Genomic DNA, 15,564 nt, shown 5'->3' with positions numbered 1-15,564 from the left:
GGAGGAGTCGCATGAGCGAGTCGACCGAGCTGGAGGGCCGCCGGTTCCCGGCGCCGGAGCAGCTGGCGGCACAGGCCAACGTGGGTCCCGACGTCTACGAGCGGGCAGCACAGGACCGGCTGGGCTTCTGGGCCGAGCAGGCCGAGCGGCTGAGCTGGGCGCAGAAGTGGGACGAGGTCCTGGACTGGAGCAATCCGCCGTTCGCCAAGTGGTTCGTCGGCGGCAAGCTCAACGTCGCCTACAACTGCGTCGACCGGCACGTCGAGGCCGGCCACGGCGAGCAGGTCGCCTACCACTGGGAGGGTGAGCCCGGCGACACCCGCTCGATCACCTACGCCCAGCTCAAGGACGAGGTCAGCAAGGCGGCCAACGCCCTGCTCGAGCTCGGCATCCAGGCCGGTGACCGGGTCGCCATCTACATGCCGATGATCCCGGAGGCGGTCGTCGCGATGCTGGCCTGCGCCCGCATCGGCGCCGTCCACATGGTGGTCTTCGGCGGCTTCTCCAGCGACGCGCTGGCCAGCCGGATCACCGACTCGGGCGCCGTCCTCGTCGTCACCTCCGACGGCGGCTACCGCCGCGGCGCGCCCAGCGCGCTCAAGCCGGCGGTGGACGAGGCGGTCGGGCGCACCGACAGCGTCCGCAACGTGCTGGTCGTGCGGCGGACCGAGCAGGACGTCGAGTGGACCGAGGGCCGTGACCTGTGGTGGCACGACGTCGTCGACCGGCAGTCGACCGAGCACACGCCCGAGGCGTTCGACGCCGAGCACCCGCTCTACATCATGTACACCTCGGGGACGACGGCGTCGCCGAAGGGCATCCTGCACACCTCCGGCGGCTACCTGACCCAGGTCGCCTACTCGCACTGGGCGTCCTTCGACCTCAAGGCCGACACCGACGTCTTCTGGACCTCGGCCGACATCGGCTGGGTCACCGGGCACAGCTACATCGTCTACGGGCCGCTGGCCAACCGGGCCACCTCGATCATGTACGAGGGCACCCCCGAGACGCCGCACCGCGGCCGCTGGTTCGAGATCATCGAGAAGTACAAGGTCACGATCCTGTACACGGCCCCCACGGTGATCCGCACCTTCATGAAGTGGGGGGAGGACATCCCGGCGAAGTTCGACCTGTCCAGCCTGCGCGTCCTCGGCTCGGTCGGTGAACCGATCAACCCCGAGGCCTGGCTCTGGTACCACCGGAACATCGGCGGCGGCCGCTGCCCGATCGTGGACACCTGGTGGCAGACGGAGACCGGTGCGCACATGATCAACCCGCTGCCCGGGGTGACGTCCCTCAAGCCCGGCTCGGCGCAGACCCCGTTCCCCGGGATCTCGGCCAAGGTCGTCGACGACGAGGGCAACGAGCTCGGCGACGACACCACCGGCCTGCTGGTGCTCACCGAACCCTGGCCGTCGATGCTGCGCACCATCTGGGGGGACGACGACCGCTACGTCGACACCTACTGGTCGCGGTTCGGCAAGAACGTCTACTTCGCCGGGGACGGTGCGAAGAAGGACGCCGACGGCGACATCTGGCTGCTCGGCCGGGTGGACGACGTCATGAACGTGTCCGGCCACCGGATCTCGACCACCGAGGTGGAGTCCTCCCTGGTCGCGCACCCGACGGTGGCCGAGGCCGCGGTCGTCGGCGCCAGCGACCCCACCACCGGGCAGGGCATCGTCGCCTTCGTCATCCTCCGCGGGGACGCCGAGGACTCGGGCGACGAGCTGGTCCAGCAGCTGCGCTCCCACGTGGCCAAGGACATCGGCCCGATCGCCAAGCCGCGCCAGATCATGGTCGTGCAGGAGCTACCCAAGACCCGCTCGGGCAAGATCATGCGCCGGCTGCTGCGGGACATCGCCGAGAACCGCGAGCTCGGTGACGTCACGACGCTCACCGACTCGTCGGTGATGAACCTGATCAAGGACAAGCTGCCGGCCAGCTCGTCTGAGGACTGAGGGAGGACCGACCTCCCCCCGCGCCCCGTTGGAGGACCTGGTCCTGCCCACCCCTCGCAGGCTCGGGGCGGGACCCGGTCGGGGCCGGCGGGACGCTGGAGGGCGGCCGTCCCAGTACGTCGCCAGGCTCGCGGCGGGGCCCTGCGGGGGGCCGCCGCGAGCCTGGCGCGCACGACCGCGGGAGGCCGGGGCGCGCGACCGGTGGTCATGGGGCACCATTCCCCCAGGTGGGTCCGCTCGCGTCGGGCGGCCCGGTAGCCGCCCGTCGTCCCCAGGAGGTGCCCCTCGTGGCCCACAGCGCACCGTCGAGCCCGTCCGGGGCACGGACCACCACCCGCACGGAGGAGCCCTCCGTCGGCGCCCTGGTGCAGAGCGCCATGGCCGACGTCTCGACCCTGATCCGCAGCGAGATCGAGCTGGCCAAGGCCGAGGTCGGCAGGTCGGCGAAGAAGGCCGGCATCGGCGCCGGAGCGCTCGCGGCGGCCGGCGTGCTGCTCGCCTTCTCCGGCATCTTCCTGTTCGTCACGATCGCCGAGCTGCTCACCTGGCTGGGCCTGCCGCGCTGGGTCTCCTACCTGATCGTCTGGGTGCTGCTGGTGCTGCTGGCCGGCATCGCCGCCCTCATCGGCCGCCGGGCCCTGAAGAAGATCGAGAAGCCCGAGCGCACCATCGAGACGCTGCGCGACCTGCCCGAGGTCATGCACCGCGAGGCCCCCGGCCAGCGTCGGCGCGAGGTGCCGACCGTGACCGACGGCCGCGTGCAGCTGCGCGGCAGCGAGAACTACACCGTCTGAGCGGGCGCGCCCCGCGCCCGCACCGGTGAGCAGCCCCGACGAGCAGCGGCCGGACGCCACCAGCGTCCTGCTGCCGGGCCCGTGGGCGCACCGCGACCTGTCGGCGAACGGCGTCCGGCTGCACGTCGCCGAGGCCGGCGAGGGCCCCCTGGTGCTGCTGCTGCACGGCTTCCCCGAGTTCTGGTGGGCCTGGCGGTCGCAGCTGCCGGCACTGGCCGCGGCCGGCTTCCGCGCCGTCGCGCCCGACCTGCGCGGCTACGGCGGCAGCGACAAGCCGCCGCGCGGCTACGACCTGCCGACCGCCGCCGCCGACGTCGCCGCGCTGGTCCGCGCGCTGGGCGAGCAGGACGCCGCCGTCGTCGGGCACGACTGGGGCGGGCTGGTGGCCTGGACGATGGCCGCGCTGCACCCGCGCAGCGTCCGCCGGCTGGCCGTGGTCTCCATGGCGCACCCGCGACAGCTGCGGGCGGCGCTGACCGACCGGGCCCAGCGGCGCGCGCTGCGCCACATCCTGGGCTTCCAGCTGCCCCGGCTGCCCGAGCGCCGGCTGACCCGGGCCGACGACGACCCGGTGGCCGAGCTCATGCGCCGCTGGGCCGGACCGGGCTGGACCGCCACCCCCGGGTTCGCCGAGGCGGTGTCGCGCTACCGCTCGGCCGCCCGCATCCCGCAGGCGGCCTACGGCTCGATGGAGTACTTCCGCTGGGCCGGCCGCTCCCAGCTGCGCCCCGACGGGCTGCGCTACGCCCGCCGGATGGCCGCGCCGGTCACCGCGCCGACCCTGCAGCTGCACGGCGTCCTCGACCCCTGCGTGCTGCCGTCCTCCGCCCGCGGGTCGGGCCGCTACGTCGCCGGGGCCTACGAGTGGCGGGAGCTGCCCGGCGTCGGACACTTCCCGCACGAGGAGGTGCCCGAGGAGGTCAACGCGGCGCTGGCCGCCTGGGCCGCCGGCTGAAGCCGGGCGTCCGGCCCCCCGCGGGATCCCGCCGTGAGCCTGCGAGCGGTGGGGGGCAGGGGGTCCTCCTCCTACTCGCAGGCGCCCGTCGGCACCGGGGCGGAGGAGGCCTGGCCGGTCACGGCGGCGTCCTCGACCTGCTCGTAGGTGAGCGCGTAGCCGGTGAGCGGGTCGTCGATGGCCGAGGCGAAGACGACGCCGAGCACCTGGCCCTCCGGGTCGAACAGCGGGCCGCCGGAGTTGCCGGCGCGCACCTCGCCGTAGAGGGCGTAGACGTCGCGGACCACGGTCTGCTCGTTGCGGAAGTCCGGGCCGCTGATGTCGGTGCGGTCGCGCACCCGCGCCGGCCCGACGAACAGCCCGCCGCCGCCGGGGTAGCCCATGATGATCGCGCTGTCGCCCGAGTCGGCCGGCCCTGCCGAGAACCCCAGCGGGACCTGCGGGAGTCCGGGGACGGCGAGCACCGCGACGTCGGTCTCCTCGTCGACGTACACAGGGACGGCGTCGTACTCCGCGCCCTCCGCGGTCACGACCGGGTCGCTGACACCGGCGAGCACGTGCGCGTTGGTCATCACGCGCTCCCGCGCGTAGACGAAGCCGGAGCCGTCGATCTGCCGGGAGCACGACGACGCGACCCCGCTGATCTGCACCACCGACCCCGCCACGGACTGCACGACCGGGCTGGTCCGCAGCGTCTCGTCCGGCGCCGCGACGTCCGGGACCTGGGTGGGGGTCAGCGGGTCGAGCACGTCGGGCAGCCCGTTGCGGTCGATCGCCTCCCGCAGCGAGTCGTAGACCCCGCGGATCCCGGCCGGGACGGTGCGGTCGACCGCCTGCACCAGCGCCGACTGCTTCACCTGGAGGGAGACCTGGGGGAACGGCGCGTTGGCCAGCGGGGTGGCCACCATCCAGGCGACCAGCAGCACCGCGACCGCCGACAGCACCGCCCCGGCCACCGAGTCGACGAGCTCGGCCGGCTGCCACGTCACGCGACGGCGCACCGCCCGGCCGACCGCGCCGGCGAGCACCTGCCCGAGCAGCGCGGCGGCGAGGACGACGACCAGCGCCGCGAACACCCGCGTGGTCGCCGTCCCGTCGAGCCGGTCGGCCACCGGCCGGGACAGCTGCGCGCCGAGGACCGCGCCGCCGAAGAAACCGAAGAAGGAGGCGGCCGAGACGATCACGCCCTGCCGGAAGCCCGAGAAGGCGAAGACCAGGGCCAGGCCGATGAGGACCAGGTCGACGATCGACATGCCGGTGCTCAGCCGCTGACCGTCATGGTGCCGACCTGCTGCAACTGGGTGTGGAAGCTGCACTCGAAGCCGTACTCACCAGGCGTGGTCACGGTGAACTCGATGGTGCGGGTCTCCCCCGGCGTCAGCAGCGGGATCTCCGGCTCGATCGGCGCGGGGCCGTCGTCCGGGGTGAAGCGGAAGTTGTGGGTCAGCTGCTCGGCGACGTTGACCACGGTCAGCCGCACCTCGCCCGGCGCGACGGTGAACGTGCTCGGGGTGAAGACGTAGTCGTCCTGCGTCTGCAGCGTGACCTCCTGGACGCCGTCGGGCGCAGTCGTCACCGCGCCCGGCGCCGGACCGGACGACGGCGCCGCCTGCCCACCCGACGTCCCCCCGTCGCCGCACCCGACGAGCAGGACCACTGCGGCGGCGACCACAGCGACCTGCCTGCAGGGACCCCCACCCCGTCCAGGGGCTCGCCGCCGGCCCTCCTGCAGGGCCCCGCCGTGAGCCTGCGAACGGTGGGGGGCAGGAGGGTCCTTCACCGGTGAGGAGGACGGGGTCCTTCCCCTTCTACCCTTCATCGCGGGGGAACGGTACTTGCCGGAGGGCCGTCGGGCGCGGGGTCGGCGACCGTCGGCGCGGCGGCGTCCTCGTCGTCCACGGGGTCGAGGGTGCCGGGCAGCTGCGGGCGCCGGGCGCCGAGCGCCGGCAGCGACCGCACGTCGGTCGCGTCCCACGGCCGGGCCAGCCCGGCGGCCTCGAGGATGGCGTCGAGCAGGCCGCCGGTGAAGCCCCAGACGACCATGCCGGCGACGCCGAACGCCGGGCCGACGTAGCCCGACGGGTGCCGGATGCGGAAGCGGTTGGCCGGGTCGGCGAGCTCCGCCAACGGCACCCGCGCCACCCGGGCCACCTCCCGCGGGTCGCCGACGGTGACCTCGCGCGGGTCGTCCCACCAGCCGACGACCGGCACCACGAGGTTGTCCGAGGGGCCGAGGAACAGCTCCGGCAGCGTGGCCAGCACGCGCACGCCGTCGGGGTCGATGCCGGCCTCCTCCTCGGCCTCCCGCAGCGCGGTGCCCACCGGGTAGTCGTCGCCGGGGTCGGCGCCGCCGCCGGGGAAGGCGGGCTGCCCGGCGTGGGTGCGCAGGTGCGCGGACTTCTCGATCAGCAGCACGTCGGCGCCGCGCGGGCCCTCGCCGAAGAGGATGAGCACCGCCGAGCGCCGGGCGGTCGAGGTCGGCCGGGGCATCCGGTGGCGCAGCGGCAGGTCGCCCGCGGCGAGCAGCCGGCGCAGGTACTCCGGCAGCGACGCGTCGGTGGTGTGCGCGTCGGTCACAGCGTCACCCCGAGGTGCTCGGCGACCAGGCCCTCGAGCTCGGCGAGGTCGGCGACCGGCCCGACCTGGACGTGGGCGATCCCGCCGTCGGCGTCGAGGAGGTAGGTGTAGGGCAGCGCGCCCAGGCCCAGCTCGGCCATGAGCTCGCCCTCGCCGTCGAAGGCGCTGGGGAAGGTGGCGCCGGCGTCCGCGGCGAAGGACCCCGCCTGCGGAGCGCCGTCCCTGCTGATGACGCCGACCACGGACAGCCGGTCGCCGCCGGCGTCGGCCAGCTGCTGCACCAGCGGCAGCTCCTCGCGGCAGGGACCGCACCAGCTGGCCCAGAGGTTCACCACGGTGGGGACGCCCGGGGCGCGGCCGAGGTCGAGCGAGCCGCCACCCGGGCAGGTGAGGTCGAGGGCCGGCAGCGTCTGCGCCCCCTCCGCCGCGCGGTCGGGCGGCTCCGGGCACGGCGCCAGCGCCGCCAGCGGATCGGGCGCCGGGGACGCCGCCGTCCCGCCGGGCTCCTCCGCGGCACCCGGGGTGCACCCGGCGAGCGCGAGCCCGAGCGCCAGCACGCCGGCCGCCGTGGTGGTGCGTGCGCTCATTCGGTGTCCGAGGCGGCCGGGGTCCTGACCAGCTTCGTGGCGACCTCCGGGTCCGTCGGGCCGATGCCGTACGAGGGGCACCACTGGGCGAGGCCGCACGCGCCGCACGCGGCCTTCTTGGCGTGGCAGACCCGCCGGCCGTGGAAGATCACGCGGTGGCTGAACATGGTCCACTCGCGCTTGGGCAGCAGCTCCGCGACGACCGACTCGACCTTGACCGGGTCCTCCTCCGCCGTCCAGCCGAACCGCCGGACCAGCCGGCCGAAGTGCGTGTCCACGGTCAGCCCCGGGACGTCGAAGGCGTTGCCCAGGACGACGTTGGCGGTCTTGCGGCCCACACCGGGCAGGGTGACCAGGTCCGCCATCCGGCCCGGGACCTCGCCGTCGAACCGCTCGAGCAGCGCCTGCGCGAGGCCGAGCACCGAGTTGGCCTTGGCGCGGAAGAAGCCGGTGGGCTTGAGGATCTCCTCGAGCTCCGCGCGGTCGGCGCCGGCCAGGGCCTGGGCGTCGGGGTACTTCGCGAACAGCGCCGGGGTGACCCGGTTGACCGTCCTGTCGGTCGTCTGCGCCGACAGCACGGTGGCCACCAGCAGCTCGAAGGCGTTGGTGAAGTCGAGCTCGCAGTGCGCGTCGGGGTGGATCAGCGCCAGCTCGCGGGCCATCCGCCGGGCCCGGCGGGTGCGCGCCAGCGGCGTCTCCTGCGGGTCGAACGGGGAGCCGCCCCGTGCAGCGGCGCGGCGGGCACGCGGCGGGACGGGCCGGGCGTAGGCGGGCGAGGACACGCGATCGAGAGTAGGCGGATCGGCTGACACGGCCCGTGTCATCATCGCGACCGCCGTGGTCGGGGCGTCCCGCGCGGCGCCCCGGGGTACACAGGAGTGCACGCGCGAACCGGCAGGTCCGGTCCGCGTCCCCGACGAGGAGAGAGGAGGAGCCGGTGGTCGCCCTCAGCGTCATCCTGTTCCCGCCCCTGGTCATCGCCTTCCTGCTGGTGATGGAGCGCGTCGAGGAGCCGCTGCGCCGGCCGGCCGGCCCCCGTGAGGTGGCCGAGTTCCTCTCCACCGCGAGCGCCGGCGAGGTCGACACGCTGGCCAACTCCGGGATCCGCCGGGCCATGTCCCGGTGGCGCCGCCGTCGCGCGTCACGGGTGCGTCGCGGGGCCGAGCCGCCCGTCGTGTGAGAGAGGACTCCCAGCCCCGCCGATCGGGTACCGACCGCGGGATCGAGCCGGGAGGGCGTCTGACCTGCTCTTCCTCACCCCTCGGGGTGGCGGCAGGACGCACCGATCGGGTGACGATCCGCACAGACCCCTAGACTCACTCCGGCGGCGCCGCGACGGAGCGGCTCGCAGACCGGGCCGGCTGCGTGCCGGTGTGCCCAGGTGTGTGTGCGAGAGGACGCGTAGTGGACGAGGTGCTGGCCCAGTCGGGGCTCTTCCAGGGGCTGCCGGAACAGGCGGTGGACCCGGTCGCGAGCCGCCTGGAGACCGTGACGCTCCCCCGCGGCCGCGTGATCTTCAACGAGGGCGAGCCGGGGGACAGCCTCTACATCGTCATCTCCGGCAAGATCAAGCTCTCCCGCCGGTCGCCCGACGGCCGCGAGAACGTGCTGGCCGTGATGGGGCCCTCCGACCAGTTCGGGGAGCTGTCGGTCTTCGACCCCGGCCCGCGCACCGCGACCGCCACCGCGGTCACCGACGTCAAGCTGGCCCGCATGCCGCAGTCGGTGCTGCGCCCGTGGATCGAGGCGCACCCCGAGGTCGGTGAGCGGCTGCTGCACGTACTGGCCCGCCGGCTGCGCCGCACCAACGACTCGGTGGCGGACCTGATCTTCACCGACGTCCCGGGCCGGGTCGCCAAGGCGCTACTGCAGATGGCCGACCGGTTCGGCAGCCGCGAGGGCGAGGGCCTGCGCGTCAAGCACGACCTGACGCAGGAGGAGCTGGCCCAGCTGGTCGGCGCCTCGCGCGAGACCGTGAACAAGGCGCTGGCCGACTTCGTGCACCGCGGCTGGATCCAGCTGCAGGGGAAGTCGGTCGTCGTCCTCGACGAGGAGCGCCTGCGCCGACGCGCGCGCTGACACCGCATCCGGCCAGGGCCGTCGTGCCGAGTGGGCCCCGTCCCGAGCCTGCGAGGGGTGAGGGGACGGGGCCCTTCGACTGCCCGCGGTGTGACCCCGGAGGGTCACGAAGGGAGCGGCACGACCATCCGGATGCGGGTGCCGTCGGGGAGCACGGCCCAGCGACCGTCGGGCTCGTCGGCGAAGGACGGGCAGATCGGGTGCAGCGGCTCCGGCGGCGACCCGGCGAGGGCCGCGGCCACGCCGGCGAAGGTCTCCAGCTGTCCGAGGGTGTGGATCGTCGGCGGCAGCATGGGCCGCGTGCCGGCGCTCATCTCGGCCAGCGCCGCGGACGGGGTCAGCCAGGTCACCTCGTCGGCCTCACCGGTGACGTGCCGGGCCTCCTGCCCGACCGGCAGCGCCGCCGCGAAGAACTTGGTGTCGTAGCGCCGCGGCTCGGCCGGCGGGGTGATCCAGTGCGCGAAGGGCCGCAGCAGGTCCGACCGCAGCGCCAGCCCACGGTCGGCGAGCAGCTCCGCGAGCGACAGCTCCCGGGCCAGCAGGGCCTGGCGCTGCGTCTCCCAGTCCTCCCCTGACACGTCAGGTACCACGTCGCCGCCGTCGGCCGCGCCGGCGAGCAGGACGCCGGCCTCCTCGAACGTCTCGCGGACCGCCGCGCAGACCAGCTCCCGTGCGGTCCGCTCGTCGCAACCGAAGGCGTGCGCCCACTCGGCGGGCGACGGTCCGGCCCACGCGGTCTCGACGTCGCCGTCCCGCGGGTCGACGCCCCCGCCCGGATAGGCGGTCATCCCGCCCGCGAAGGGCATCCCGCGGGTGCGCCGGAGCAGGTAGACCTCCAGGCCGGGGGTGCCGTCCCGCAGCAGCAGCACGGTGGCCGCCTGCTTCGGCTCCGCGCTCACCTCAGCTCGACCGTGAGTTCCACCTCGACGGGGGCGCCCAGCGGCAGCTCGGCCACACCGATGGCGCTGCGCGCGTGCCGGCCGGCCTCCCCGAAGATCCGGCCGAGCAGCTCGCTGGCGCCGTTCACCACCCGCGGCTGGCCGGTGAAGCCCTCCGCGCTGGCCACGTAGCCGACGACCCGGATGACGCGGGCCACCTCGTCGAGCCCCACCAGGTCGTCGACCGCGGCCAGGGCGTTGAGGGCGCACAGCTTGGCGTCGTGCGCGGCGTCCTCGGGGTCGACCGAGCCGCCGACCTTGCCGGTGCGGCGCAGGCCGCCGTCGACGAAGGGCAGCTGACCGGAGGTGTGGACCAGCTGGCCGCTGCGCACCGCCGGGACGTAGGCGGCGACCGGTGCGGCGACCGCGGGCAGCCGGATGCCGAGCTCGGCCAGCCGGGCGTGCCAGCTGGAGGTCTGCGGGCTGGTCATGACCCGGTCAGCCGGCGGGGCGCTTGAGGTAGGCGACGGGCTGGTCGGCCCCGCCCGGGCCGGGCAGCACGGTGACCAGCTCCCACCCGTCGACGCCCCACGAGTCGAGGATCGCCTTGGTGTTGTGGATCAGCAGCGGGATGGTGGCGTACTCCCACCTCACGCGGGCCGGTTCGCTCATGGGCGCGACGCTAGCGCAGCCCTCCGGCCTCGTCCCGGCCCCGTCCGGAGGCTCGCCCGAGCCTGCGAGGGGTGGGAGGGACGGGGTCCTTCGACGAACGGTGGGGAGCAGGAGGGTCCTTCGGCTCTTAGGCTCGTGTCCGTGAGTCCGGCCCCCTCTTCCGTGCGCTGCCACGTCGTCACCGGGAAGGGCGGGACCGGGAAGACCACGGTCGCCGCCGCCCTCGCCCTGGCCCTGGCCGCCGACGGCCGCCAGGTGCTGCTCGTCGAGACCGAGGGCCGCCAGGGCATCGCCCAGCTGTTCGACACCCCACCGCTGCCCTACGAGGAGCGGCGGGTGGCCGTCGCCCGCGGCGGCGGCGAGGTCAAGGCCCTGGCGATCGACGTCGAGGAGGCCCTCCTCGAGTACCTGGAGATGTTCTACAACCTGCGCCGGGCCGGGCGGGCGCTGCGCCGGGTCGGCGCCGTCGACTTCGCCACGACGATCGCCCCGGGCCTGCGCGACGTGCTGCTCACCGGCAAGGTCAAGGAAGCGGTGACCCGCCGCCACGACGGCCGTCCGGTCTACGACGCCGTCGTGGTGGACGCCCCGCCGACCGGCCGCATCACCCGCTTCCTCAACGTCACCGGCGAGATGGCCGGGCTGACCCGCTCCGGCCCGATCAAGACGCAGAGCGACGGCGTCATGGCCGTGCTCAAGTCACCGCAGACGGCGGTGCACCTGGTGACGCTGCTCGAGGACATGCCGGTCCAGGAGACCGCCGACGCCATCGCCGAGCTCACCGCGGTCGGGCTGCCCGTCGGCTCGGTCGTGGTCAACATGGCCGCCGAGCCGGCGCTGCCCGAGCCGGCGCTCGCCCGCGCCGCCGGGTCGGGGCTGAGCGGAGCCGACCTGGCGCCGGCCCTGGCCGCGGCGGGGCTGCGGGACGTCCCGGGGCTGGCCGACGCGCTGGCTGCCGAGGCCACCGAGCACGCCCGGCGCTGGGCGGCCCAGGACGAATTGCGCGACGAGGTCGAGGCGCTCGGCCGCCCGACCGTCGAGCTGCCGCTGCTGCCCGGCCCGATGGACCTCGGCGCGCTGTTCCAGCTCGCCGGCCGGCTCGAGGAGCACCTGCGGACCGAGGTGGCGGCATGACCCAGACGACCGAGCGCACCCGCCGGCACCCGCGCCCGCCCGCACCGCCCGCGCCGGAGGCCCTCCCGCTCGAGCTCGCCGAGCTGGTCACCGACCCCGACACCCGGATCGTGGTCTGCTGCGGCGCCGGCGGCGTGGGCAAGACGACGACGTCGGCGGCCCTGGCACTGGCCGCCGCCGAGGCCGGCCGCACGGTCGTCGTCCTCACCATCGACCCGGCTCGACGGCTGGCCCAGTCCCTCGGCCTGGTGGAGCTGGACAACGAGCCGCGGCGGGTCGACGTCCCCGGGGTCAAGGGCGAGCTGCACGCGATGATGCTGGACATGAAGCGCACCTTCGACGACATCGTCGTGGCGCACTCGACGCCCGAGCGGGCGCAGCAGATCCTCGAGAACCCCTTCTACCAGACGCTGTCCTCGTCCTTCGCCGGGACGCAGGAGTACATGGCGATGGAGAAGCTGGGCCAGCTGCGTGCCGGCGACCGGTGGGACCTCATCGTCGTCGACACCCCGCCCTCGCGGTCGGCGCTGGACTTCCTCGACGCCCCGAACCGGATGAGCCGCTTCCTCGACGGCACGATGATCCGGCTGCTCACCGCGCCGAGCCGGACCGGCTTCAGGATCGCGAGCGCGAGCTTCATGTTCTTCAGCCGGATCATCTCCAAGATCCTCGGCGGGCAGCTGCTCCGCGACATCTCCTCCTTCGTCGCCGCGCTGGACACCATGTTCGGCGGCTTCCGGGAGCGCGCGACCGCGACCTACGAGCTGCTGCGCCGGCCGGGCACCTGGTTCCTCGTCGTCGCGACGCCGGAGCCCGACGCGCTGCGGGAGGCCTCCTACTTCGTCGACCGGCTGTCGGCCGAGCAGATGCCGCTGGCCGGTCTGGTGCTCAACCGCACCCACCCGCCGACGACGACGGCGCTGTCGGCGACGCGCGCCGACGGGGCCGCCGAGGAGGTCCTCGAGGCCGGCGGGGAGGGCGCCGAGCTCGCCGCCGGGGCGCTGCGGGTGCACGCCGAGCGGATGACGCTGGCCTCCCGCGAGCAGCACCTGGCCGACCGGTTCACCAGCGCCCACCCGGAGGTCGCCGTCCGGACCGTGCCGGCCGCCGCCGGCGACGTGCACGACCTCGACGGGCTGCGCGGTATGGCCGACGCGCTGACCGGTCCGGACGGCGACACGCCGACGGGTGTGCCGCGGCGACGGATCCTCCCCGCGCGCCGTCGCTGAGCGCGGACGCCCCGGAGCCGACCGCCACGTACATTGGCGCCCGATGTCTCCCGTCGCCCCCGATCGCGCCCGGGTCCTCGCGAAGCTCGCCGCGACGATCGTCCTCGCCGGTGCCCTGGTCGCCGGCATGCTGTTGCCCTTCGTGGGCGGCACCGGCCTCGCCGCGCGCAACTCCGCCTCGCTGCTCGACGCCCTGCCGGTCGAGCTCACCGACGAGACGCCGGCGGGCAACACCCGCGTGCTGGCGGCCGACGGCTCGCTGATCACCATGTTCTACCGGGACAACCGGACGCCGGTGGCCTCCGACCGGATCGCCCCCGTCATGAAGCAGGCGCTGGTGGCGATCGAGGACTCCCGCTTCGAGGTGCACAACGGCCTGGACGTGCAGGGCACGCTGCGGGCACTGGCGACCAACGTGGCGGCCGGCTCGGTCCGGGAGGGTGGCTCGACGCTGACCCAGCAGCTGGTCAAGCAGACCCTCGCGCAGACCGCCGACACCCCCGAGGAGCGGCAGGCGGCCACCGAGGAGAGCGTGGGCCGCAAACTGCGTGAGGCGCGGATCGCCCTCGCCCTGGAGGAGGAGTACTCCAAGGACGAGATCCTCACCCGCTACCTCAACCTCGTGTACTTTGGGCAGGGCGCCTACGGGGTGCAGGCCGCGGCGCAGCGCTACTTCAGCGTCGACGCCGCCGACCTGACCCTGCCGCAGGCGGCCATGCTGGCCGGCCTGGTGCAGAGCCCGTCGAACGACGACCCGGTCACCAACCCGGAGAACGCGGTCAACCGCCGCAACCAGGTGCTGCAGCGGATGCTGGACCTCGGCCAGATCGACCGGGCGCAGTTCGACGAGGTGTCGGCGCAGCCGGTGCAGGTCGCGCAGGGCGCCGCCCCACCCAACGGCTGCATCGACGCCACGATCGGCGGCTTCTTCTGCGCCTACCTGGCCGACTACCTCACCGGCACGCTCGGGCTGAGCCAGGAGCTCATCGACAACGGCGGCCTGACCATCCAGACGCCCCTGCGGCCGGACCTGCAGCGCTCCGGTGACCAGGCGGTCCTGGGCTCGCTGGCGATGGGCGACTCGCTGGCCGGGACGTTCACCGCCGTGGAGCCGGGCACCGGCCACATCCTGGCGATGAGCGCCAACCGCCGCTTCGGCTGCGACGGCCCCGAGTGCGAGTCGGTGAACCTCAACGTCGTCCCCGGCCAGGGCTCCGGGTCCACCTACAAGGTCTTCACCGCGGCCGCCGCGCTCGCGGAGGGCTTCCCCGTCTCGCACGTGATCACCGCGAGCGAACCGTACGTCTCCCGCGTGTACCGGGACGGCGCCGGGCGCTACGACGTCGAGAACGTCGGGAACAGCTACCCGCGGACGTTGTCGATGTCCGAGGCCCTGGTGCGCTCGTCCAACACGTACTTCCTGGCCCTGGAGGACCAGCTGGGCAGCGTGGAGGGTCCGGTGCGCATGGCGGAGCGGATGGGGCTGTTCCAGTTCAACGACCCGGGCCTGCCGCAGCAGATCATCGACGAGAACCGGGGGTCGTTCACCTTCGGTCCCGAGTCGACCAGCCCGCTGGCCCTGGCCAGCGCCTACTCGACGCTGGCGGCCAACGGCACCCAGTGCGACCCGACGCCCGTGACCGCCGTCCTCGACCGCAACGGCGAGCCGCTCACCGACGACGAGGGCCGGCCGGTCGTCCGCGACGACGGGTGCACGCCCGACGCGGTCCCGACCGAGGTGGCCACGACCCTCAACCAGGTGCTGGTCGGGGACACCGAGTCGCCCTTCGGCACCGGCCGCAACGCCGCCGTCCGCGGCCACCGGATCGCCGGCAAGACGGGCACCAGCCAGGACAACCTCTCCGTGGCGTTCGTGGGCTACACCCCGCAGTACACGGCCAGCGTCATGATCTACAACCCCAAGGAGCGCGAGCAGGTCCGGGGCTTCGGTGGCGGCATGCCGGCGACGATCTGGCGCAACGCGATGGCGCCGGTCCTCGCCGGGCAGCCGGCGGTGCCCTTCACCGCGCCGGCACCCGTCACCGCGGCTCCGGCGGCCTCCCAGCAGGAGCCGGCCGCCTCGACGCGGGCCCCGGCAGCCGCCGACCAGCCGGAGCCGGCCGCCCCGGCCGCCCAGTCGCCGGCCGTGCGCGCTCCGGGCGACCCGGCGGCGGCTCCGCGGGCCGCGGCGCCCACCGGCCCGGTCGGCAACGGCGACCGCGGCGACGTGGGCGACCGCGACCGCGACGGCGACCCGAACGGCTGAGCCGCCGCGGCGGTCGCCGAGGATCAGCGGCGCAGGCCTCGGTCGACGGGGCGGTCCCCGCCACCCTCTCCCCCCGTGCCCGGAGGACGGCGCCGGACCAGGGGGACGCCCTGCCGGACCAGCTCGGCCCACACACGCTCCGCCATCCGCCTGCGGGCGTAGGCGCGTTCCCGCAGCACCGCGGCGAGGTGGGGGTTGGTGCACCGGCCGGCCCGGTCGTCCAGCACGTTGGCGGTCTCCACGTGGATGGCGAACCGGCGCAGCAGGTCGAGCATCTCCCGGCGGTTCTCGAACGACGGCCGGGGCGGCGCCGAGCCCCCATCGGGGGGTCCGGAGGCCCCGGCTGCAGTTCTGTCGACGGCGCCGCGCACGGTCACGGTCGCCACCTCCTCGTGATCGACGGTGACCTGTCGCAGAGGAGGACGCGCCCGG

Annotated in this window: 17 protein-coding genes; 8 read left to right on the top strand and 9 right to left on the bottom strand. The window is 74.5% G+C overall.

Going from position 1 to position 15,564, the window contains the following annotated elements:
• Positions 1–11 precede the first annotated feature (11 nt).
• The 3 genes from acs to ACWIX3_RS06725 all read left to right on the top strand — a co-directional run bounded on the left by acs (position 12) and on the right by ACWIX3_RS06725 (position 3,710).
• Positions 12–1,961 (top strand): acetate--CoA ligase, encoded by a 1,950-nt coding sequence (gene acs, locus ACWIX3_RS06735; protein ID WP_448611303.1) that lies wholly within the window; start codon positions 12–14, stop codon positions 1,959–1,961.
• A gap of 287 nt (positions 1,962–2,248) precedes the next feature.
• Complete coding sequence (locus ACWIX3_RS06730) at positions 2,249–2,755, top strand: phage holin family protein (RefSeq protein ID WP_448611302.1); 507 nt, start codon at positions 2,249–2,251, stop codon at positions 2,753–2,755.
• 25 nt (positions 2,756–2,780) lie between these two features.
• Positions 2,781–3,710, top strand: a complete 930-nt coding sequence (locus ACWIX3_RS06725) for an alpha/beta fold hydrolase (RefSeq protein WP_448611301.1) — start codon at positions 2,781–2,783, stop codon at positions 3,708–3,710.
• Between the two features lie 71 nt (positions 3,711–3,781).
• Here ACWIX3_RS06725 and ACWIX3_RS06720 read toward each other — a convergent pair whose 3' ends face one another.
• From ACWIX3_RS06720 to nth, 5 genes are all read right to left on the bottom strand, one after another.
• Positions 3,782–4,963: a MarP family serine protease gene (locus tag ACWIX3_RS06720; protein WP_448611300.1), complete on the bottom strand. Its 1,182-nt coding sequence runs from the start codon at positions 4,961–4,963 to the stop codon at positions 3,782–3,784.
• Between the two features lie 8 nt (positions 4,964–4,971).
• Positions 4,972–5,382, bottom strand: coding sequence for a cupredoxin domain-containing protein (locus ACWIX3_RS06715; RefSeq protein WP_448611299.1), 411 nt, complete (start codon positions 5,380–5,382; stop codon positions 4,972–4,974).
• A 143-nt stretch (positions 5,383–5,525) separates the two neighbouring features.
• The gene (locus ACWIX3_RS06710) at positions 5,526–6,287 is read right to left on the bottom strand and encodes an NUDIX hydrolase (protein ID WP_448611298.1); all 762 of its coding nucleotides are present in this window, start codon (positions 6,285–6,287) and stop codon (positions 5,526–5,528) included.
• Positions 6,284–6,874 carry a redoxin family protein gene (locus ACWIX3_RS06705; RefSeq protein ID WP_448611297.1) on the bottom strand — a complete coding sequence of 197 codons (591 nt, stop codon included), beginning with the start codon at positions 6,872–6,874 and terminating at the stop codon, positions 6,284–6,286. Before ACWIX3_RS06705 ends, ACWIX3_RS06710 begins: the two co-directional genes overlap by 4 nt.
• Positions 6,871–7,656 carry an endonuclease III gene (nth, locus tag ACWIX3_RS06700; protein ID WP_448611296.1) on the bottom strand — a complete coding sequence of 262 codons (786 nt, stop codon included), beginning with the start codon at positions 7,654–7,656 and terminating at the stop codon, positions 6,871–6,873. Before nth ends, ACWIX3_RS06705 begins: the two co-directional genes overlap by 4 nt.
• Positions 7,657–7,811: 155 nt before the next feature.
• Here nth and ACWIX3_RS06695 point away from each other — a divergent pair, with 155 nt between their 5' ends.
• Positions 7,812–8,054 carry a hypothetical protein gene (locus ACWIX3_RS06695; protein WP_448611295.1) on the top strand — a complete coding sequence of 81 codons (243 nt, stop codon included), beginning with the start codon at positions 7,812–7,814 and terminating at the stop codon, positions 8,052–8,054.
• Between the two features lie 224 nt (positions 8,055–8,278).
• On the top strand, positions 8,279–8,953 hold the full coding sequence (locus tag ACWIX3_RS06690) for a Crp/Fnr family transcriptional regulator (RefSeq protein ID WP_448611294.1): 675 nt from the start codon (positions 8,279–8,281) through the stop codon (positions 8,951–8,953).
• A gap of 104 nt (positions 8,954–9,057) precedes the next feature.
• Here ACWIX3_RS06690 and ACWIX3_RS06685 read toward each other — a convergent pair whose 3' ends face one another.
• From ACWIX3_RS06685 to ACWIX3_RS06675, 3 genes are read right to left on the bottom strand one after another with little or no spacing between them, the layout of a single operon-like run.
• Positions 9,058–9,852, bottom strand: a complete 795-nt coding sequence (locus ACWIX3_RS06685; RefSeq protein ID WP_448611293.1) for an NUDIX hydrolase — start codon at positions 9,850–9,852, stop codon at positions 9,058–9,060.
• On the bottom strand, positions 9,849–10,322 hold the full coding sequence (locus tag ACWIX3_RS06680) for a RidA family protein (RefSeq protein WP_448611292.1): 474 nt from the start codon (positions 10,320–10,322) through the stop codon (positions 9,849–9,851). Before ACWIX3_RS06680 ends, ACWIX3_RS06685 begins: the two co-directional genes overlap by 4 nt.
• 7 nt (positions 10,323–10,329) lie before the next feature.
• On the bottom strand, positions 10,330–10,503 hold the full coding sequence (locus ACWIX3_RS06675) for a hypothetical protein (protein WP_089306094.1): 174 nt from the start codon (positions 10,501–10,503) through the stop codon (positions 10,330–10,332).
• A 141-nt stretch (positions 10,504–10,644) separates the two neighbouring features.
• Here ACWIX3_RS06675 and ACWIX3_RS06670 point away from each other — a divergent pair, with 141 nt between their 5' ends.
• The 3 genes from ACWIX3_RS06670 to ACWIX3_RS06660 are packed head-to-tail and all read left to right on the top strand — an operon-like array spanning position 10,645 to position 15,132.
• Positions 10,645–11,637 carry an ArsA-related P-loop ATPase gene (locus ACWIX3_RS06670; RefSeq protein ID WP_448611291.1) on the top strand — a complete coding sequence of 331 codons (993 nt, stop codon included), beginning with the start codon at positions 10,645–10,647 and terminating at the stop codon, positions 11,635–11,637.
• A complete protein-coding gene (locus tag ACWIX3_RS06665; RefSeq protein WP_448611290.1) occupies positions 11,634–12,866 on the top strand; it encodes an ArsA family ATPase in 1,233 nt (410 codons plus the stop codon). The genes ACWIX3_RS06670 and ACWIX3_RS06665 overlap by 4 nt, the downstream gene beginning before the upstream one ends.
• 43 nt (positions 12,867–12,909) lie before the next feature.
• Positions 12,910–15,132, top strand: a complete 2,223-nt coding sequence (locus ACWIX3_RS06660; protein ID WP_448611289.1) for a transglycosylase domain-containing protein — start codon at positions 12,910–12,912, stop codon at positions 15,130–15,132.
• Between the two features lie 23 nt (positions 15,133–15,155).
• Here the strand turns inward: ACWIX3_RS06660 and ACWIX3_RS06655 are convergent, their stop codons facing one another.
• A complete protein-coding gene (locus ACWIX3_RS06655; protein ID WP_448611288.1) occupies positions 15,156–15,509 on the bottom strand; it encodes a hypothetical protein in 354 nt (117 codons plus the stop codon).
• Positions 15,510–15,564: the final 55 nt, after the last annotated feature.

It is taken from the genome of Geodermatophilus sp. URMC 60 (assembly GCF_053502585.1).
Note: the sequence above shows the minus strand (reverse complement) of the source record. Positions and strands in the feature narration are given on the sequence as shown.

What these genes read in the sequence shown, in the direction of transcription:
- acs (WP_448611303.1), top strand. Translation starts at nt 12, where the DNA reads ATGAGCGAGTCGACCGAGCTGGAGGGCCGCCGGTTCCCGGCGCCGGAG.
- ACWIX3_RS06720 (WP_448611300.1), bottom strand. Translation starts at nt 4,963, where the DNA reads ATGTCGATCGTCGACCTGGTCCTCATCGGCCTGGCCCTGGTCTTCGCC.
- ACWIX3_RS06705 (WP_448611297.1), bottom strand. Translation starts at nt 6,874, where the DNA reads ATGAGCGCACGCACCACCACGGCGGCCGGCGTGCTGGCGCTCGGGCTC.
- ACWIX3_RS06680 (WP_448611292.1), bottom strand. Translation starts at nt 10,322, where the DNA reads ATGACCAGCCCGCAGACCTCCAGCTGGCACGCCCGGCTGGCCGAGCTC.
- ACWIX3_RS06675 (WP_089306094.1), bottom strand. Translation starts at nt 10,503, where the DNA reads ATGAGCGAACCGGCCCGCGTGAGGTGGGAGTACGCCACCATCCCGCTG.
- ACWIX3_RS06665 (WP_448611290.1), top strand. Translation starts at nt 11,634, where the DNA reads ATGACCCAGACGACCGAGCGCACCCGCCGGCACCCGCGCCCGCCCGCA.
- ACWIX3_RS06660 (WP_448611289.1), top strand. Translation starts at nt 12,910, where the DNA reads ATGTCTCCCGTCGCCCCCGATCGCGCCCGGGTCCTCGCGAAGCTCGCC.